Consider the following 20045-nt stretch of genomic DNA (forward strand, 5'->3'; position numbering starts at 1 on the left):
CGCAGAAACCTTTCGCAAATGCGGTATGAAACACGCGGCGACGCGGCAGATTTCTCCAAACCGGCCGTTCAAGAGCAGCAAACCCGCAGGATTTCAGGCCCGCCTCTCGCTGCGATCATTTTCAGCCCGCAACCAGTCCAAGAATGCCTCTGCGCCCTGAGACATCGGCTGATCCGTGAAAATGACAAAGTAACCCGCGTTTTCAACTCTGACATCGGACAAGCGGACAAGCGTGCCGTCGTCAATTTCTGGCGCGATCAGATCATCCCAAAGCGCCAACCCCTGACCATCCACCACCGCATGAACGCGGCTGTTTGAGTCAGGAACCGTCAAGCTGGACCGGCTGGGTGCGTACGGCAGCCCTGCAGCTTTGTGCCAGGCGCGCCACCCCGCATCGCCGGAGCTGTCACCCAAGAGCGGAAGCTGCCTGACCGCTTCGGGCAATCCAAGCTGCCTTACCTGCTCAGCAACTGCACGGCTGGCGGTTGGCACAGCAGGCAGGGACAGAAGAAGTTCGCTCTTATGACCCTCCCAGCCGTCAATTCCCCAGAGGATTGCCATGTCGACTTTGACCGATCTCATCATGTCGACGGAATTGATCGGTTCGATCCGCAGGCTGATACCGGGATTGGCCTCAAAAAAGCGGGTGAGCCTTGGCGACAGCCAGCGTGAAGAGAAGTAGGTCAGCGCGCCAACGGTCACGGCACCTGAGACAGTGCCACGCAGGTCTTCGATTTCACGGTCGATCTGGCTCAGGGCCGTTTGGGACACATGCCACAATCTGCGCCCTTCTTCTGTCAGTCCCAGTTTTGCGTGCGCGCGCTCGAACAGACGAAAGCCTAGCTCGGCTTCAAGCTTGTTGATTTGGTAACTGATCGACCCTTTCGACTGATGCACCTCGTCCGCCGCCTTGGTCATCGACAGAGTGCGGGCAACGGCATCAAAGATCTTGAGGGCATCATAAGAACGAAAGCGCATGAATATTGTCTAATTTTTTCGAACGACTTGTGCAAATCATTAGATTTGCGCTGAGCCCAGTTGGTCCAATATCACTAACTCAATGCGTGGCACCCATCTGTCCTTGTCGAAGATCACCCGCAGGCGTCTAACAACTCTGAACGGTGAACAATATGACAACTGACCTTTCCCACTTCCGCTTCGTCGCCAAAGCTCTCCCCAATCAGGGCGCGCGACCGCGCGAATTGGCCCGCACCATGCCGGCCCATCCGCTGAGCTACATGGAACTGCCATATGATCCCGAATACACGCTCTATAACTTGCGCCTGACGCCAGAAAAGCTGGACACGGCCACGGATGACGAGATGTATTGGGCCGTGCGCACCAATGTCATTTTCCGCCACACCGGCGAATTGCCAATCGAGATTAGCGGGTCGGATTCTGAGGCCCTGCTGAACAAGGTGTTCACCCGGAGTGTCAGCAAGGTGAAGCCGGGGCGCTGTTCCTATCAGTTTGCCTGCTATCACGATGGCGGAATGATCACCGACGGGGTGCTGTTGCGGTTGTCGCAGGACAGGTTCTGGATGGCGCAGGCTGACGGCGACCTATTCAGCTGGTACAAGGCCCACGCCGAGGGGCTAGACGTGAAAATCCACGACCCGAATGTCTGGGTCAGCCAGATTCAAGGCCCACGGTCGCTGGACTTGCTGGCTGCTGTGCTGGACGGCCCCATGCCCGATCCTTTCCGCTATTTCGACTGCGCCGAGGTTTCCATCGCGGGGCAGACCTGCTGGATTAGCCGCTCGGGCTTCACCAATGAACTGGGCTGGGAAGTCTACATGTTACCCGACACCGACATCCCCGCCATCGGTGACAAGATCATGGAGGCAGGTGCTGCCTTCGGCATTCTGCTGACCGGAACACCAGTATTCCGCGCGCGGCGGATCGAGGCAGGGTTGCTCAATGCCGGCTCGGATTTCGGGGCGGAGACGACGCCGTTTGAGGCAGGGCTTGGCGGATTTGTCGAATTTGATGATCGCGATTTTGTTGGCCGCAAAGCGCTGGAGGCAGCCGATAAATCCTGCCGCACCTGGGGCATGCGGGTCACCGGCGGTGTCGCACAGCTTGGCCGCGTCATGACCATTGATGGCGAAGAGGTCGGCCGGGTCTGTTCTTCGGGCTATTCGCCCTATCAGGGCTGCGGTGTCTGCATCGTGCGCATGGATGTCCCTGCACAGGGTTCGGGCACAAAGGTGGAGGTGCTTTGCGCTGATGGGTCCACCCAGAGCGGTGAGCTCTGCACTCTGCCGATGTATGATGCGGACCGGCTCATTCCGCGCGGCAAGCTGGTGGACGTTCCAACAAACCCGATTGCAGCGGAATAACCATGTATGACCTGACGCTCAGCGTTTCGCACGTCCCGGCCCAATCCGATTTGGATACGCGCGAAATCACCATCGGCGCATTGCTGCGCGAGGTTGCCGCAGGGCGCCCGGATGCGCAGGCCCTTGTCGAAGTCAGACAGGACGGATCGACAGGGCGACGTTGGACCTACGCCGAGCTGCTGTCCGACGCCGAGCGACTTGCGCTGGCGCTGTCTACCCGGTTTGCGCCCGGCGAGCGGGTGGTCATCTGGTCGCCCAACAGCCCAGAATGGGTCCTGATGGAATATGCCTGTGCGCTGTCCGGGCTGGTGCTGGTGACTGCAAACCCGGCGTTTCAGGCACGCGAATTGGCCTACGTTCTGGAACAATCCGACGCGGTCGTCTTGTTTATTGTCGAAGAATTTCGCGGCAACCCGATGGGCCGGATCGGGGCCGAGGTCGCAGCAAACATCCCATCGGTGCGCGAAGTCACGGACATGGAAAGCGTCGAGCTTTACACACAAGGCTCCCGCCCGCCCGCGCTGCCCGAAGTCGCGTCGGGCGACGCCGCGATGATCCAATACACATCCGGCACAACGGGCTTTCCCAAAGGCGCGGTGCTCAGCCATCGCGGGCTGGTCAATAACGCGCGGTTCTATGCCGGGCGCTGCGGGGTCACCGAGGCAACCACATGGGTCAACATCATGCCGATGTTCCATACCTCGGGCTGCGGCATGGTCACCCTTGGCTGCCTTCAGGCGGGATGCCGGATGGTCTTGGTCAGCCTGTTTGATCCGGATGTTGTACTGAACCAGTTGGAAGCGAGCAGCGCGGACATTATACTTGGCGTCCCGACCATGGTGGTAGCCTTGCTCGACACTCAGGAAGGGCGCCCACGCGACCTCGCTGCCCTAAAACTTGTCAGTTGCGGTGGCTCGATGGTGGCCCCGGAACTGGTGCGCCGAGTGCAGACCCTGATGGGCGCCGGATTCTCGACGCTTTATGGTCAGACAGAACATTGCCCGGTGATCACTCAACACCATTTGTCAGACAGTATCGACGACATCTGCAACACGGCCGGTCAGCCTGTCGCGCAGACCGAGGTTTCGATCCGCAGCGTCGATGACAACAGCGCTGTCGCCGTTGGCAAGGTCGGGGAAATCTGTGCCCGCGGTCCCTGTGTGATGTTGGAATACAATGACAACCCCAAGGCCACGTCCGAGACGGTGGATGAGGGCGGTTGGCTACATACGGGTGATCTGGGCCGGATGGATGCGCGCGGGTATGTGACCGTGACGGGGCGGGTCAGGGAAATGATCATCCGGGGTGGCGAGAACCATTTCCCGGCCGAGATCGAGAACTGCCTGTTGGAACTCGCAGGCGTGGCCGAGGTCGCCGTTGTCGGTCTGCCGGACCCGAAATGGGGCGAGGTCATCGGCGCTTTCATCCGCGGCACGGGGCCGCTCGACAGGTCCGCGTTGCACGCTCATTGCCGCGCAAACATGTCCCCGCAGAAAACCCCGAATGTCTGGGTGCAGGTCGAGGACTTCCCCCTGACCGGTTCGGGAAAAATCCAGAAATTTGTTCTCCGCGATCGCTTCGTCGCCGGGGAATATTCTGAACTCTGACAGACAGGAACTGCCATGCAAGACGCATCCAAACACTATATCAACGGCCAACGGGTCGCCTCGATCGACGGGCGCGAAATGGCCGTTGAGAACCCGTCTACTGAAGAGAAGATCGCCACGATCACTTTGGGTGGCGTCGCAGATGCTGACGCGGCCGTCGCCGCAGCCAAGGCAGCTTTCCCGGCCTGGGCGGCAACAGACCCATTGGGCCGGATCGCCGCCCTGGAACGGTTGATGGAGGTCTACAAATCGCGGGCCGAAGACATGGCACAGGCCATCAGCGTTGAGATGGGCGCACCTATTGCGCTTGCAAGAACTGCACAGGTCGGGGCCGGGGCGGGGCATCTCAAGAACACCATTCGGGCGGCCAAGGCTTTCGCCTTTGAGCGTCCCCTTGGGGAGAACGCGCCCAGCGACATGATCCTTTACGAGCCGGTCGGTGTCTGCGCCCTGATCACCCCGTGGAACTGGCCGATGAACCAGGTGATGCTGAAGGTCGCCCCGGCGCTGGCGGCAGGCTGCACGGTGGTGCTGAAACCATCGGAACTGTCGCCGCTCAGCGCCATTCTGCTGGCCGAGATGATTGATGAGGCAGGTTTCTCGCCCGGTGTGTTCAATCTTGTGAACGGAGATGGCACTGGCGTTGGCGCGCATCTCACCGCGCACCCGGATGTGGATATGGTCAGCTTCACCGGGTCCACCCCTGCAGGTGTCGCGATCAGCAAGGCCGCTGCGGATACCGTCAAGCGCGTCAGTCTGGAACTGGGCGGCAAGGGGGCCAACATCATCTTCGCCGATGCCGATGAAAAGGCCGTTACGCGCGGCGTGCGTCATTGCTTCAACAACTCGGGCCAGTCCTGCAACGCGCCGACCCGCATGCTGGTGGAACGCGCAATCTACGACCAGTCTGTTGAAACCGCCCGTAAGGTGGCCGAGAAAACAGAGGTCGGACCGGCGGAGACCGAAAGCCGCCAGATCGGGCCGGTTGTGTCTGAAACGCAATGGGGCAAAATCCAATACTTGATCAAGTGCGGCTTTGATGAGCACGCCACACTGGTCGCGGGTGGCCTTGGTCGCCCCGACGGGTTGAACCGGGGTCACTTCGTGCGCCCCACGGTCTTTGCAGATGTCACGTCGAATATGACGATCTGGAAGGAAGAAATCTTTGGGCCGGTCCTTGTGATGACACCGTTTGACACCGAAGAGGAGGCCATCGCGCTTGCCAATGACACGCCCTATGGTCTGACCAACTATGTCCAGACTGCCGACAAAACACGCGCCCGTCGGGTGGCGCGCGGGCTGCGGTCCGGTATGGTTGAGATGAACGGAAAATTCGGCGGTGCGGGCTCGCCTTTCGGCGGCATGAAGCAGTCGGGCAATGGCCGTGAAGGTGGCGTCTGGGGTCTTGAGGAATTCCTTGAGGTCAAGGCCGTCAGCGATTGGGAGTGAGCATGGGAAAGGTTCTGTACGAGAAAGATGGCCGGATCGGGCGGATCACTCTGAACCGACCTGAAGTGATGAATGCGATCGACGATGATCTGCCGCGCGAACTGGCGGCGGCGGTTGCAGAGGCCGACCATGATCGCGACGTGCACGTGATGGTCCTGTCCGGCGCAGGAAAGGCATTTTGCGCAGGCTACGATCTGGCCGACTACGCGGCGGGCAACGGCCCCAACAAGGTGGTGCAGGACATGCCCTGGGACCCAATGCAGGATTTCCAGTTCATGTGGGCGAACACGCAGGCCTTCATGTCGCTCTTTCGGGCGATGAAGCCGGTGATCTGCAAGGTGCATGGACACGCCGTCGCGGGCGGATCAGATATTGCGCTCTGCGCAGACCTGACTGTCATGGGCGACACCGCGCAAATCGGTTATATGCCAACACGTGTCTGGGGCTGCCCGACAACGGCGATGTGGGTGCACCGACTGGGGCCGGAAAAGGCCAAGCGCATGATGTTCACGGGTGACAAGATAACCGGCGTTGAAGCCGCCGAGATGGGGCTGGTGCTGAAATCCGTGCCTGACGCTCAGCTCGATGCCGAGGTCGAGGCGCTGGCCGCCCGGATGGCATCCGTGCCGATCAACCAATTGGCCATGCAGAAAATGGTGATCAACGCTGCAGTCGAGGAAAAGATCAACCAGACGCAGCGCCTTGCCACAGTCTTCGACGGCATCACCCGCCATTCACCCGAAGGCATGAACTTCAAAGCCCGCGTGGAGCAAGTCGGCTGGAAGCAGGCGGTGCAGGAACGGGACGCCGGAACATTCGACTGGACCCGCAACAAACCCTTCGACTGATAATTCGGGTACGGCAACCGAAACCAGTGCTTCGGCTTAATTGACCAAATAGCGGTAAGGTCCCGCACAGTGTGAATGCGAGGTTCCAGATTTGCTGCGGCCTGCCGGAATGGCTGCATTCTTCTCTGCCATGCAGCGAGTAAAATTCGGCAGTGCGGCGGGGAGGCGCGCTGCGCACGCTCGCAGCAAGAAAATCGAATTCACAGGTTGGGCTCAGAGCAGCCGTTCGCTGCGTTCTGTCTTAGTGACCGCTTTGCGGGCTTTGCCACCATTGAGCGAAGGAGTGGACATGTGGGAGAAGCGCTCCACGACATTCGCCGGTGCTTCTGAGGTCGTCTATCGTAGCCACTATTGGTGGGAAAGCGAACCAATTTGCTTTTTTGCCATCGCCGTCTCAGCAGCAATGATTTCAAGTTGGACATCTATTGCACTGACGCCCTCGAGCACTTCACCGTTACTTTTTAGCCTACGTCCATTAAACCTATTTAGAACTGTTTGTTCGACTTCGAGCGCAGCTTCAGCTGTCGGCAATGGATGCTTGAAGGCGAGTTTCCAGCTTAGTCCCGAGATTTCCGGCAAGATTTTGTGATTATAGTCATCTAAGCGTTTTAGAGGGTCCGACGAAAACCCCACCTTTAGGACACTTTTGTTCGATAGCTCTAGCACATAGACAAAATAAACGTCTGCCTTTGTTGCAACTGTTGTGTACTCACCCGAATGAGGGGCGGGGCCTGGTCGGTAGTGCTTGTGCACATCGATTGTTCGGTCAGTCTTTGGTTCTGCAGCCTCGTGAAGTGACTTGTCATTATTTGTCAACAAGGCAACCAGTCGATCTGATACCACTGCGCCCACGTTGCCTCGGGGTTTATAGCCGTCGATTATGGGCATGCCCTGATCGGAAAAAAAAGCAGATAGGTTTTGCATTCGAAACTCGACAGAACCTTTGGAACGATCTTTGAGCGCCCCGTCTCTCAGGTTTCGGTTAAACTCTGATTTGCTATACTTGACGCCGTTTTGTTCACATCTCAACATCTCAAGGTAAGCCTGTAGGCAAGCACCTAGCTCGTCATCGGACCAGTATTCATCACTGATAGCGACGGATACTTCACCCAGCGCCTGTTCCAGCGTTGACAACGCGTCGTTAAGTTCTGTGACAGACGGCCAGCTGCTTATGCAGTTTGAGCCGCCAAATTTCTCTAGGAACTCGACGGCGTAATCTAACCGATCGTTCGTGGGTAACTCTTCACTTCGCGCTCTCAAACGTGACAACAAACCATTCGGGTTTTGCGCTTCAAAGAGGGCCACTACTTTACGACCGCCCTTTTCAGGTCGAATTTTGGCATATCTTGTCGCATCCAGGAAAACGTCAGGATCACGCCGCTGCTCAGAGGACTTTCCATGGGTAAAGTCGAAATTTGGGATAATATCAGACATTTGCTGCACACTCTTTTGTTCTAGTTCGCATTTAGTCCGTGAGCGCGGCTGCCAAGTTTGGTTTTCCAAGCGCTTTCGCGGTTAATGATTTCAGAAGCAGACATGTCTGGGGAAGCAATTTCTAGGATAGAGATCGCGTAATTGGTTCTTTTTCTTACCAGTAGCAACTTGTTTCCCCCATGACCGTTGACGGCGTATGATGCCCACCTTCCCATGAAACCACCATCACCATATGCGGAACCCACATACTGTTCTCCAGTTTCGGGACAGACGAGGAGGTATACCCCGTTCACTGACGCCAAAGCGTTTTGCCAACTAGATGGAAGCGTTGGTAGTTCCTGGACAGTTGAGGTGAACTCTCCGAAACCAGGGAACGCTTCATCTTCAGCCGTCGCCCGCAACTCGACTATGGGTTTTGGTTTTCGCTCGGCCCATTGGGACCAACTTCTGGTAGCGGCTCCCCAATCAATGATAAGACGCCCGACCAAGTCCTCAATGTTTTCGATACGAGCCAAGTCATACCGCCGATGATCCAAATCCTGGCCATAGTCTTCCTCAAAAGGCGTCCAAAGGGATGGATTTCTTTCTGGGTTATCGCATGCTGCCCAGCTATCGAGGATATAGTGGCCGCCAACGAATAGTGCACCAGTCGGTCCTTGCGGAACAAATTGAACAGCCAACTCCGCTCCATTGTAAGGCGAAATACTATCGTCCCGCTGGTAACTGACAAAATGATCGAAATTTGCCGAACCACGACGCCAAGCGGCCAAAGCTCTATGATCGTGACGAACATATCTGGCGTGCGCCAAGTCGAAGCCACGCTTTGATAGTAGTTCGTTCAGAGTGAAATCATAGAGCGTCATTTTCGTCCCTGCTACTGATGCTGTTTTACCGTTGCTGAGTGGATTGGGATCTCCACTTACGCCGCCAGTTTGACCGCAGTGCCAGTCGCGGCAACCATCATCATTTTGCCAGTATTCCCGATGTCTTGGTAAACAATGTCCACGCCGACCACAGCGTCTGCACCGATTTCTGCCGCCTGCAACTTCAGTTCCGCGACGGCTTGTTCGCGAGCGTCTTTCATGGCTATCTGCATTGTTTGCGATTTACCGCCAACGGCACCGCGCACATCAGCCATAATGTCTTTGAAGACATTCAGACCAAGAACAGTTTCCCCGGCGACGATACCGATCCGTTCGGTCACAGGAAGGTTGTGTGCGGTTTCGGTTGTGACAACCATAGTGGCAACCACGTTCATGCAACGTCTTTCTGTTTCAAGTTCTTCCCGAAGTTCATCCCGCCGACGGTCTTCATACATTTCCAGAGTTTCACCGCGGGCTTGAAGGCCCATTGTTTTGAGGTGACAAGGTTTGCAGTAACCGCCAACGCTGTTCAACCAACCAACATCTGTTCCACAATCTTTACAGTTCATTTTGGGTGTCCTTTTTGTTTCTAACCTCGGCAGGTGGGCAGTTATGCCCGACCCGTGATTTTGAAAGACACGTCCAATCCATCGACGGCAACATTGGCGACGTTGAATACGTATGCGTTGTTCCGTCCGTTGGTCTGTCCAACGTACCCGTTGGAGGCGTGACTATCGGGCGCGTCGATCTGGAAGATGACCTGCTGGGCTTCCAACAGTGCGGCGACCTGTTTCGCAAACAACGAAGGGGCAGCCCGCGAAGTGTGCTGGTAGGTCATGGTGTCCCGCTGGATGTACTGCTGGTGGAAGACTGGCAGGGTGCCGTGTTTGGCAACAACGGCGGTCCAAGAGTTCCGGGTCCGGTTTACGTCGTAGCTGATCGGTTTAATGGTCGTTTTCCTATTCTAAGTGTTTTCCTCATACTCAGTACATATCTTCATCCCGACGCCGCTTTTCGCGAGTTAACCCATGAAAACGATAAAAATGTTATAGTTTTGTTTACTGCTAAATCGTCTAAACATGACGTAGGTATTCGACAGGCATATTACTTGCGATTTTCTGCCAAACTGAGTGCTGTGTTAGCATTCGTTGCGCCACTAGAGTTTCTGCCTGTTCCATACCACCAATTATAGTAGACCTGACAGGTGGTTACTCGTGGCAAAAAGACGAGGCGCGCCGCACTGGTGTGATGTTTGGTGGGCAAAAACCGAAGGCAGTTCCCCCCCTAACAGCGACCCCCAAAAATTAACCGTACAGGGGTGTTTGCCCCGCCCGGCGGTGGCACCCCCCACCGGCAAACCCGTTGAGGTACCCACACGGGGAGAAAAACGGGGTGTTTGGTACTTGAACAGGCGGTGGGTCCGGTAGTTGTTACGGAACGACGTTCGTTCAAATTTAGCGAACGGCACAAATCTGTTGGACATTGGTTGGACATTGGTAGTGAAGATCTAACGTTTTTAACGTTTCGCCAGACATCAAAAATTATTGGATTAGAATAGGTTACGTTACAACGGAAACAGGGGAGTAGGTCTCCAAAACCGTAGGTCGCGGGTTCGAACCCTGCTGCCCCTGCCATTCCTTCTTTGATCTGCGGTCGGTTCATTCAAAGAACGAAACCCAAGCTGGTTATCCTACAATAGCTTGAAGTGTAATCTGAGTCTGGAGAGACCCGGACGCGAGGCGCGATTTCTAACTTTTCGAACACGCCGCAGCACGGCATTGATAGCTAGAAAAATTTGAATTCGTCGACGGAGAGCATACTGACCAAACGACCGTTGTTTGAGTCCCAGCCCGCAGGTGACTTTGAGATGAAGTCTTCGAAGTTAGGCCCGTGCAGCTTCATAAGCCGAGACCTCTCCATCTCGTGAAGCAAATAGAACAGCCCTCCGCGTTTGCCCTTTAAGGACTCCGGCACGGTGAGCGCTGCGACGCTCTTAGAATATTTTGACTGCTGCTCTATCTTGGCCACCGGCATTCGCCTTTTTTGCGACCGTAGCAACTGAAAGGAAATATATCAAATATGTGGCGCGAAATTCTTTGCTGGTGTTGTTTACGGGAAATTTGAGACCCGATGGGATTTTAAAGGCGGCTGAATCTGACCGATCCATTTTCTATAACCAACCGGCTTCACGCCGCATGCGATTGTACGAGGCTTCAAAAGACGCCCATTTCGGTGATGAAGTCTGCGTGGGCCATCTATTCTCCTGTATCGCGTGCTGGGTTGTTCATTCCACTCAGATTGGCGGCTGTGTTAAACTTGGGGTTTAGATGGGATTTACATTGGTTTAGCCAGGTGCCGCGCAATTCGATCAATCCGGTTTCCTACGCCTTTGGAATGGCCTATGGTCCTGCCCACAACAGACAGGCGGAAGAGGGTTCATGTCGCGTTTTGATGGTTACTTCCTGCGGCAACTGCTGGTTCTGTTCGGCTTTTTTACCCTGGTTCTGGTGGGTGTGTTCTGGATTACTCGTTCCGTCAGCCTGTTTGACCGGGTGATCAGCGGCGGCCAACCCGCGATGGTGTTTCTGGAATTCACCGCACTGACGTTGCCGACCCTTATCCGCACCGTGATGCCGATGGCAGTGTTTGCCGCAGCCGTCTATGCCACCAATCGCCTGAGCCGCGAAAGCGAGATGACGGTAATGCTGGCCACAGGGACCAGCCCCTGGAGATTGGCGCGCGCAGTGTTCGTATTTGGAATCGTAACCGGCCTGATGATGGCCGCGATCAGCGTCTTCCTGCGCCCCGCGTCCGTTGAACAGTTGGAACAGCGTCAGGCCGAGGTCGCAGGGGATGTCACCGCCCAGCTTTTGAATGAGGGCGAATTTTTGCACCCCGCGCAAGGCGTTACGGTTTATATCGGGAAAATTGATCTGGATGGCACTTTGTCCGAGGTCTTTGTCTCAGATCGTCGGAATGAAGAGGACCCGGTAAGCTATTCCAGCAAGACGGCATATTTGGTCAACAATGGCACCGGCATTCATCTGGTGATGGTGGACGGGATCGCATTGCGCCTGAATCCAGAAGGCAGGACGCTGTCTTCGACGCTTTTTGCGGATGCATCTTATGACATCTCGGAACTGACAAATTCAGACACCAACGCCATGCGTAGTCTTGAGGCGATCCCAACGCTTGAGCTTTTGCAGGGCCGGGATAGTATTCTGGCGACCGAGCAGTTCTCGGAAGGGGAACTGATCGAAGAGCTGCATCAGCGTTTTTCATGGATCGCCATTTGTATCGCGGTGGCGATGGCTGGTTTTTCAACACTGATGCTGGGCAGTTTTTCGCGCTTTGGGCTGTGGCCACAGATATTCGGAGCTTTCACGATTTTGGTCCTTTTGGAGGGTGTGAGGGGTTTTGTGTCGCCGGTTGTGATTGATGATTCAAACCTGTGGATTTTGCTTTACCTTCCGGCGATTGTCGGCGTCTTGATTTCATGCGTGTTCCTGTTGATCGCCGGGCGGCCATTGCTGCGCACCCGATCGCGGGGGGCGAATGGAGCCTTGTCTCAAGCTTAATCCGCCGCACGCAGTTCGGTCAGGCAGGCCACCACGTCATCGAAAGCTTCGCTGTCCCGCCGGGTCACCAGATAAAGCGGCAACATCAGGTCTATCGCTTCAGCAACCGGCACCAAGGTGCCTTCGTTCAATTGATCCCGAATAACATATTCGGGGAAGTACCCCGTGCCGCCGCGCTGCAAAACATACCGCAGGCCCATCATGCAATTGCCCAAAAAAAGCGTCTGTTCTGCCGCTTTGCGCGCTGCTGACCGCACGTGGTCCTGATAAACTTCGCCTAACTCGAGATTCACGAAAACCGGGTCTTTGCCCGCGCCGGGGGTTTCGACCAACAATAAACGTTCCGGTGCCAGTTCGTGATATAGAACGCGCCGATCAGATGGTTTTTCGTGGGTCAGTGCTGCATCCAATACATGCGTCGCCACGGCCTCGACCATGTTGAGGTCATGATCGTAGTTCAAGGTCAGCAATAGCTGGCCATGGCGTTGTTCATAGCGAACGGCCAGATCGACCAGTAATGGGTCCCAAACGCTGAGCTGTGCACCAAGGCGAAGGGCGATCCGGTGCGGTGTCTGCCCCGGAAGGTCACGAGAGGCGAAGGACCACAATGACAACATCTGCTCGGCATAGGGCCTAAACTGCCTTCCGAATTCTGTCAGGTTGGTGCCGCCTGCGCCCCGAGTGAACAGGGGCTTTCCGGTTTCCTCTTCGATCAGTTTGATACGGGCGCTGACCGCTGTCTGAGTGATGTTGAGGTGTCGTGCAGCGGCATGGAAGCCACCGGTGTCTGCAACGCACAGAAATGTCTCAAGGGCTTTGATTTGCATGTCGAAAGTATTTTTTGATCGAAGTGATAAAATCAATTCATTTTTTTCAGCTGTTGCCTTCGGATATGCTGGCCGTAGCAGATCAGCCAGAGGAAACATCATGCTGGACAAAAGCCACAAACCCACCTGGACCAGTTTTGAGGAGGCGACCAAAGCCGATTGGGATGCTGTCATGGAGTATGAAGAGGCGTTCAACGCCGCCCTTCCAGACCGAATCTTGGACGCGATCCGTTCCCTGGACGAGGCGGGGACGCCATACCCGGTCAATCGTTACCAGCACAGCCTTCAGGCCGCGACGCGTGCCTATGAGGATGGTGCAGATGAAGAACTGGTGGTCGCTGCACTGATCCATGACACCGGAGATATTCTGTCGCCGTATAACCACGGCGAGTTGTCGGCAGCGATGATGAAACCTTATGTCAGCGAGAAAACCCACTGGATATTAAAACACCACTGCGTGTTCCAAGGCTATTACTACAATCACCATCTGGGTGGTGATCGTAACGCCCGCGACAAGTACCGCGACAGCCCCTATTGGGAGGACTGCCGTTACTTCTGCCATGAATACGATCAGAAGGCGTTTGATCCCGAGTATCCGACCAAACCGCTTGAGTTCTTTGAACCCATGCTGCGCCGCGTCCTGAACAAGGGCGAAGGCCATATGGAACTGAACGAAACGTCCGAGGGTTAACAGGCAGCCATCAGGCGATAAACGATCTGCGCGGCGGTGAAGTCCCAGGCGGCATTGCCGTTCGGGGCCAGTTCCACCACGTCGAAGCCTACGCATTTGCGGCCTTTCAGGGTGTGTTCTACCAGCCGTAACGCCTGATAATATCCCAGGCCACCGGGCACCGGAGTTCCGGTGGCGGGCATGATCGCCGGGTCCAGCCCGTCGACATCGAAACTGACATAGACCAGCTCGGGAAAATCCTCTGGCAGGTCGACAGCGTGGATATTGCCTGTGACCAGATCTTCTGCATCCACGTGGAAGATGTGGTTTTTCAGGCGGCTCTGTGCCTCTTCAGTCGAAAAGGCGCGGACACCGAACTGAGCCAATCGAACGCCTTCGTCGGCCAGCAGGTGCATGACCGAAGCATGGGAGTGTTTTTCCCCCTGATAGGCATTGCGCAGGTCGGCATGGGCGTCGATCTGAACGATGCCGATTGGTTGACCTAATGCGCGGGCCACTCCCATGACGGCACCGTAACTGAGGGAATGCTCTCCGCCCAAAGTCACTGGAACCCTGCCAGCGCGAACAGCGGCTTCGGTGCGCAGGGCAAGGCGCTCCATGATCTCGGACAGGGCGGCGTCGCAATCCACTGGTTCTTCGGTGAAAATCCCCTCGACGCATGGCTCGGCATGTCCGGTGATCCGTTCCAGCTCGTTGCTGGCCTCGATGATGGCATCAGGCCCTTTGGCCGTGCCCGAGCCGTAAGAGACCGTGCGCTCCAGCGGCACCGGGATCACGCGAAAGCGGGCATCTTCAGTCCGCTCGGCTTCGGTCAGTTCACTGTCGAGGAAAATGCTCATGAAAGTCTGTCCTTAAAGTCGTCATAGCCGAACTGCTTGATGATCTTCAGCTCGTCCGTTTCGCTATTCCACAGGGCAATGGTGGGCAGCGGTACGCCGTTGAACGTATTGGTCTTGACCATCGAATAATGCGCCTGATCCAGGAAGGCAAAGCGTTGGCCGATTTCCAGTGACTGATCCCATGTGTAATCCCCGATCACATCACCGGCCAGACAGGAGGGGCCGCCCAGACGATAGGTGTGGCCTGCTTCGGCCTCATCCATCAGGGCGGGACGATAGGGGGCTTCGATCACGTCAGGCATGTGGCAGGTTGCGGAGATATCGGTGATTGCAAGGTTCATGCCATTGGTGGGCAGGTCGAGGATTTCGCCGACCAAGATACCTGCGTCCAGAGCGACCGCCTCACCGGGTTCGAGATAGACATCGATACCGTATGTCTCGCGGATGCCCTTGATGAAAACCACCAGCCCGTCGCGGTCATAGTCGTCGCGCGTGATATGATGGCCGCCTCCAAAGTTCAGCCATTTGAGTTGGCCGAGGAAGGGCTTGAGTCTTGGCAGTACGGCTTCCCAAGTGCGCTGCAATGGCGCGAACCCTTGTTCGCAGAGCGTGTGCATGTGCAGGCCATCAACTCCGGTCAGGTCGTCGGTCGTCAACTGACTGACTGGGGTGCCAAGGCGAGAGCAGGGCGCGCAAGGGTCATATTTTGGGATCTCGCCTTCGGAATGTTCCGGGTTGATGCGCAGACCGACCTGAACGCCAGCGTTCCGAGCTTTGGCAAGAAACCGGTCCTTTTGCGCTGGTGAGTTGAATATGACGTGATCTGACAGCGACAGAATTTCATCGACGTCCGCGTCCTTGTACCCGGCGCAGAAGGTCGCGACCTCGCCACCATATTCTTCGCGACCCAGCCGTGCTTCGAAAATGCCGGACGCGCATGTGCCGCCAAGATGTTGGCGGACAAGCGGGGCGAGCGAGAACATCGAGAACGCCTTGAGAGCGCTCAGCACATGGGCGCCGGATCGGGTTCCAATATCGGAGAGAATGGTCAGGTTCCGCTCGACGGCCTTTTCATCAACCACGAAGCAGGGGCTTGGCACGCGGCTCAGGTCAAAGCTGCGAAAAGATCCGGCATCTCCGGCCTGTGTGGTCATCATGTCGGACATGTCCGGCGCCTCCGAATTGTGGAGAGGCCGGGGGCTCTGCCCCCGGATCCCCGGAGCATTTTGGAAAAGATGAAGTTAGAACTCGACCGGACCGTCGAGCTCGTGGACCTGCCACGGCAGGCCGTGTTCGTTCAGCATATCCATGAAGTTGTCCGGATCCAGCTGTTCCATGTTCCACACGCCGGGCTCGGACCAGTTGCCTTTCAGCACCTGCGCCGCACCGATCATGGCGGGGACGCCCGTGGTGTAGCTGACAGCCTGGCTGCCGACTTCTGCATAGCATTCTTCGTGATCGCAGATGTTGTAGATGTAATAGGTCTTCTCGCCCGAGCCGTCCTTGGCCTGACCCGTGGCGATGTCGCCGATGCAGGCTTTGCCCTTGGTTTCGGCACCCAGATCGCCGGGATCGGGCAGCAACGTTTTCAGGAACTGGATTGGAATGATTTCCTTGCCGTCATGCATCACCGGGTCGATGCGGGTCATGCCGACATTTTCCAGCACCTTGGCGTGGGTGATGTAGGCGTCGCCGAAGGTCATCCAGAAGCGGGCACGCTCAATCTCGGGGAAGTGGGTTGTAAGCGACTCCAATTCCTCGTGATACATCTGGTACATGTTTTTCTGGCCGATGGCGGGGAAGTCGTATTCGACTTTTGTAGTCATCGCCGGGCTGGTATGCCACGCACCGTTTTCCCAGTGGCGCACTTCGGCCAGCACTTCGCGCAGGTTGATCTCAGGGTTGAAGTTGGTGGCAAACTCCTGATCGTTGGACCCGCCATTGGCATCCAGCACGTCGATCTGGCGGATCGTGTCCAGCTTGTGCTTTTTCAGCCAGGTAGCGAACACGCTGGTCACACCCGGATCGAAGCCCGAGCCGAGGATAGCGGTCAGGCCAGCCTCTTTGAACCGGTCCTGATATGCCCATTGCCAGTGGTATTCGAATTTGGCCACGTCTTCGGGTTCATAGTTCGCAGTGTCGAGATAATGAATGCCCGCCTCAAGACACGCATCCATCAGCACCAGATCCTGATAGGGCAGGGCGAGGTTCACCAGCAGTTCGACCCCGGTTTCCTTGATCAGCTTGACGGTATCTTCGATCTTGTAGGCGTCCAGTTCCGCCGTGGCGATGTCAACGCCCACGCGATCTTTCACTGCCTTCGCGATGGCATCGCATTTTGATTTCGTGCGGCTGGCCAAAGTGATTTCGGTGAAGATATCCGAATTCATTGCCATCTTGTGCACGGCTGCGTGCGATACGCCGCCTGCGCCGACAACCAGTGTTTTGCCACTCAAAGTTCCCATGGGGGTTATCTCCTCTCTGGAGTTATTCGTAATAGGTGTAGCCGTTGATGGATTCGCGATAGGCGCTCATCAGGGTTTTACGGTCCTTGGCCATCAGAGTACCGGTCGAGATCGCCTCGTCCACCATTTTGCGGAACGCGGCGATACAATCATTGGGGTCAAACTCGACATACGATAGAACCTGGCTGATCGTGTCGCCCTCTTGCTCGTGCAGCAGGTCAAAGCCGCCGTCCGCGCGCAGATCGATGGTGACGACGTTCGTGTCGCCGAACAGGTTGTGCAAATCGCCCAGTGTTTCCTGATAAGCACCGACGAAGAATACGCCCATGAGGTATTCCTGATCCTCAGGCAGGGAATGCACCGGCAGGCTGGGCGAGACGCCGTCGGCCAGTATGAACCGGTCGATCTTGCCGTCGCTGTCGCAGGTGATGTCCGACAGCACCGCGCGACGATCTGGCGTCTCGTTCAGACCCTGCAACGGCACGATAGGGTGCAGTTGGTCAATGGCCCAGACATCAGGTAACGACTGGAACAACGAGAAGTTGCAGTGATAGATATCGGCCACTTTCTCAAGCTGATCATCCACATCCGTGTCCAGATCATCGCTTGCGGCCAGCGCCTTGAGACGGGCCATCAGCGACAGGTAGATCCGTTCGGCGCGGGCCATCTGGCGCAGGTCCACATAGCCGCGGCGGAACAGCGCGCGCAGTTCGTTGCGGTAGAAATTCGCGTCGTTCCAGCATTCCTGCAGGCGGTCGCTGCTGAGATAGCCGTTGATCGCCGCAAGATCTGAGACCAGATGGTGATCGTCCGCTTCGACCTTTGGTCCGTTGGGAGCGTCATACAAAGTGCTTTCCAGCACGTTAAACACCAGCATCGACGATGTTGCCACCACGGCGCGGCCGCTTTCAGTGACCAGCGTAGGGTGCTTCACTTCTGCCTCATCCATCGCATAGGCGACGGTTTCCACGACATTGGCGCAATATTCCTCGACCGTGTAGTTGATCGAGTTCTCGGCGGCCTTCTTCTCACCTGTGTAGTCCACGCCCATGCCGCCGCCGAGATCCAGATGGGTTAGCGGCACGCCTTCGCGTGTCAGTTCAGTGTAATAGCGGCAGGCTTCGCCCACCGCGCGGCGTACATCGTTGACGTCCTGCACCTGCGAGCCAAGGTGTGAGTGCTGCAGCGTCAGGCAATGCAGTAGTCCCGCCGCTTTCAGCTTGTCCACCGTGGCGACCAGCTGATCGGTGTTCATGCCAAAGGCCGATCGATCACCTGAGCTTTCTTCCCACTTGCCGCTGATCTGGTTGGTCAGTTTGACCCGCACACCGATCAGGGGTTCGATGCCCAGTTCGTTATAGACCTGGATTACTGTGTCAGCCTCTTTCGGGCTTTCCATAACAATGACCGTGTTGAACCCGATCTTGCGGCTGAGGATGGCCAACTGAATGAACTCGGCATCTTTGACGCCGTTGCAGACAATCAGCGCCTCGCTGGCCAGACGATGCGCCAAGGCCACCACCAGTTCAGGCTTTGACCCGGCCTCAAGCCCATAATTGTAATTCTTTCCGAACTCGACAATCCGGTCGACCACCTGCGCTTGCTGGTTCACCTTGATCGGGAAGACACCGCGATAGCTGCCCTTGTAGCCGGTGCGTGCAATCGCATCGCGAAAGCTCTCGTTAATGTGGACAATCTCGTGTTCCAGATAAGAACTGACGCGGAGGATCATCGGCGCTTTGATGCCGCGTTCGTCCAGATCGCTTAGAATGCCGGGAAGGCTGATCGCCTCGGCCTCGGGTGCCATGGGATTGCGCAGACCGATTTCGCCCTGCTCCGTCACCTCAATGAGACCTTTGCCCCATTTCTCAACTCCGTAGATGGAATGCGGTGCGTCGGGCGTGTGTTTCAATCAAGTCAGTCCTTGTAAGTCAGGGTGCCAGTTTCGCGCCCGCCAATACGGCAGCTATATGATTCTTCCAAGTGTAATCTATGAGGCGGAATTTTCCGAATTCATGCAGCTGTGCGAATTGGGATCAAATGGTTGTCCCATTGGCAATCAGCCCGGTTGGATATTTGGGCCTTGTTTGTGGACAAATGCCCGATGACTCCAGTCCCGGTTGTGAACACAAACCCGTTTGATGCGGTGCCAAGGCCACAAACATCCTCGTTCAGGAAGACGCCATCAAGCTGTCCGTCCGCGACCCGAAAACGATGCATAGCATTGCCGCGGGGGCAGGTTATAGCGACCGCTTCGCCGTCACCTGAAAAGGCGACGCTGCCGGCATAGCCTTGCAGCGTGCTTTGGTCCGCGTCGGGGGCGCTAAGCAGTCGAGGGTTTTCACCACGGCGATGCAGGCCCAGCAGGGGTGGGTGTTGCGATGTATCGCCCTGCCATTGCATTGCGAACCCGACCAGACTGTCGGATCGCACGGCCAGGTGGCGGATCGAGTTCTTGTGCAAGGCTTGTGGCAGCTCTACCTGCTCTAGAACCGCCCCGTTTTGGTCCAGGTAGGACAGGCGCGGTTGCATCACCGGCAGGTTGAGCTTGGTTCTTCCGGTTTCAGGGTGGGTCTCGATCCCGCCATTTGCCACAACCAATGTCCGATCATCTGGCATCAGACGCATGTCATGGGGACCGACACCGCCCGAAGCGAACTCGCCAATTCGTGTGTAGCCATCCGTGTTCCAGACACCAATCACGCCCTGACCGCTCTCAAAATCGTTTTCAGTGGTAAACAGCCGTGTTCCATCGGTTGAGAACACGCCGTGCCCATAGAAATGGCGGCCCCTCGGGGCCTCTAACACAGCGGTCTGGCTGCCGGTCGTGCAATCGATGATGATTGCAAATGTTCCCGGACGGCGTGCAAAGGCCACCGCCTGCGCGTGGTAGGGATGCGCCGCCGCCGCGTGCCCGCGCGCGGGCAATGGCAGAGAAAACAGGATGTCACCGCCCGTATCCAACCCGGCCAGCCGAAAAGTCCCATCCGGGAACAGTGCAGCGGCCAGATAATCCGGTGCACCGACAGCAGACCATCCACGCATGGGGGCAAGGCTGGCGGCAGCCAGCCCGGCAAGGAAGCGTCGACGGTTGGTCATGGT

General features: G+C 56.7%; 17 protein-coding genes. 6 read left to right on the forward strand and 11 right to left on the reverse strand.

Features of this window, described 5'->3' with window-relative positions; genetic code table 11:
* Positions 1-93 precede the first annotated feature (93 nt).
* On the reverse strand, positions 94-978 hold the full coding sequence (locus DHN12_RS04980) for a LysR substrate-binding domain-containing protein (protein WP_108788567.1): 885 nt from the start codon (positions 976-978) through the stop codon (positions 94-96).
* 152 nt (positions 979-1130) lie between these two features.
* Here DHN12_RS04980 and DHN12_RS04985 point away from each other — a divergent pair, with 152 nt between their 5' ends.
* The 4 genes from DHN12_RS04985 to DHN12_RS05000 are packed head-to-tail and all read left to right on the forward strand — an operon-like array spanning position 1131 to position 6246.
* Complete coding sequence (locus DHN12_RS04985; protein ID WP_108788565.1) at positions 1131-2342, forward strand: aminomethyltransferase family protein; 1212 nt, start codon at positions 1131-1133, stop codon at positions 2340-2342.
* Between the two features lie 2 nt (positions 2343-2344).
* Positions 2345-3949 carry a class I adenylate-forming enzyme family protein gene (locus tag DHN12_RS04990; RefSeq protein WP_108788563.1) on the forward strand — a complete coding sequence of 535 codons (1605 nt, stop codon included), beginning with the start codon at positions 2345-2347 and terminating at the stop codon, positions 3947-3949.
* Between the two features lie 15 nt (positions 3950-3964).
* The gene (locus DHN12_RS04995; protein WP_108788561.1) at positions 3965-5398 is read left to right on the forward strand and encodes an aldehyde dehydrogenase family protein; all 1434 of its coding nucleotides are present in this window, start codon (positions 3965-3967) and stop codon (positions 5396-5398) included.
* Between the two features lie 2 nt (positions 5399-5400).
* A complete protein-coding gene (locus DHN12_RS05000) occupies positions 5401-6246 on the forward strand; it encodes a crotonase/enoyl-CoA hydratase family protein (protein WP_108859193.1) in 846 nt (281 codons plus the stop codon).
* A 348-nt stretch (positions 6247-6594) separates the two neighbouring features.
* On the opposite strand, the gene DHN12_RS24375 is transcribed toward DHN12_RS05000, so the two are convergent.
* From DHN12_RS24375 to DHN12_RS05020, 4 genes are all read right to left on the reverse strand, one after another.
* Positions 6595-7680: a GIY-YIG nuclease family protein gene (locus DHN12_RS24375; RefSeq protein WP_159089971.1), complete on the reverse strand. Its 1086-nt coding sequence runs from the start codon at positions 7678-7680 to the stop codon at positions 6595-6597.
* Between the two features lie 20 nt (positions 7681-7700).
* Positions 7701-8543, reverse strand: coding sequence for a GIY-YIG nuclease family protein (locus DHN12_RS05010; protein WP_108859195.1), 843 nt, complete (start codon positions 8541-8543; stop codon positions 7701-7703).
* Positions 8544-8599: 56 nt separating this feature from the next.
* Positions 8600-9031 (reverse strand): YbjQ family protein, encoded by a 432-nt coding sequence (locus DHN12_RS05015; protein ID WP_234416558.1) that lies wholly within the window; start codon positions 9029-9031, stop codon positions 8600-8602.
* 122 nt (positions 9032-9153) lie between these two features.
* On the reverse strand, positions 9154-9381 hold the full coding sequence (locus tag DHN12_RS05020; protein ID WP_108859196.1) for a hypothetical protein: 228 nt from the start codon (positions 9379-9381) through the stop codon (positions 9154-9156).
* A 1600-nt stretch (positions 9382-10981) separates the two neighbouring features.
* Between DHN12_RS05020 and lptF the strand changes: the two genes are divergently transcribed.
* Positions 10982-12121 carry an LPS export ABC transporter permease LptF gene (gene lptF, locus DHN12_RS05030; RefSeq protein WP_108859198.1) on the forward strand — a complete coding sequence of 380 codons (1140 nt, stop codon included), beginning with the start codon at positions 10982-10984 and terminating at the stop codon, positions 12119-12121.
* Here lptF and DHN12_RS05035 read toward each other — a convergent pair.
* Positions 12118-12948, reverse strand: coding sequence for a LysR family transcriptional regulator (locus DHN12_RS05035; protein ID WP_159089972.1), 831 nt, complete (start codon positions 12946-12948; stop codon positions 12118-12120). The genes lptF and DHN12_RS05035 overlap by 4 nt on opposite strands.
* A gap of 100 nt (positions 12949-13048) precedes the next feature.
* Between DHN12_RS05035 and DHN12_RS05040 the strand changes: the two genes are divergently transcribed.
* On the forward strand, positions 13049-13639 hold the full coding sequence (locus DHN12_RS05040; RefSeq protein ID WP_108859200.1) for an HD domain-containing protein: 591 nt from the start codon (positions 13049-13051) through the stop codon (positions 13637-13639).
* Here DHN12_RS05040 and speB read toward each other — a convergent pair.
* The 5 genes from speB to DHN12_RS05065 form a co-directional block, all read right to left on the reverse strand.
* Entirely contained in the window at positions 13636-14478 is an 843-nt protein-coding gene (speB, locus tag DHN12_RS05045) for an agmatinase (protein ID WP_108859201.1), read from the reverse strand. The genes DHN12_RS05040 and speB overlap by 4 nt on opposite strands.
* Positions 14475-15644, reverse strand: a complete 1170-nt coding sequence (gene nspC, locus DHN12_RS05050; RefSeq protein WP_108859202.1) for a carboxynorspermidine decarboxylase — start codon at positions 15642-15644, stop codon at positions 14475-14477. Before nspC ends, speB begins: the two co-directional genes overlap by 4 nt.
* A gap of 75 nt (positions 15645-15719) precedes the next feature.
* Complete coding sequence (locus DHN12_RS05055; RefSeq protein WP_108859203.1) at positions 15720-16943, reverse strand: saccharopine dehydrogenase family protein; 1224 nt, start codon at positions 16941-16943, stop codon at positions 15720-15722.
* Positions 16944-16965: 22 nt separating this feature from the next.
* Entirely contained in the window at positions 16966-18855 is a 1890-nt protein-coding gene (speA, locus tag DHN12_RS05060; RefSeq protein ID WP_108859204.1) for a biosynthetic arginine decarboxylase, read from the reverse strand.
* A gap of 101 nt (positions 18856-18956) precedes the next feature.
* The gene (locus DHN12_RS05065; protein WP_108859205.1) at positions 18957-20042 is read right to left on the reverse strand and encodes a DUF1513 domain-containing protein; all 1086 of its coding nucleotides are present in this window, start codon (positions 20040-20042) and stop codon (positions 18957-18959) included.
* Positions 20043-20045 lie beyond the last annotated feature (3 nt).

The sequence above is a fragment of the Ruegeria sp. Alg231-54 genome (assembly GCF_900143525.1).
Lineage (GTDB): Bacteria > Pseudomonadota > Alphaproteobacteria > Rhodobacterales > Rhodobacteraceae > Ruegeria.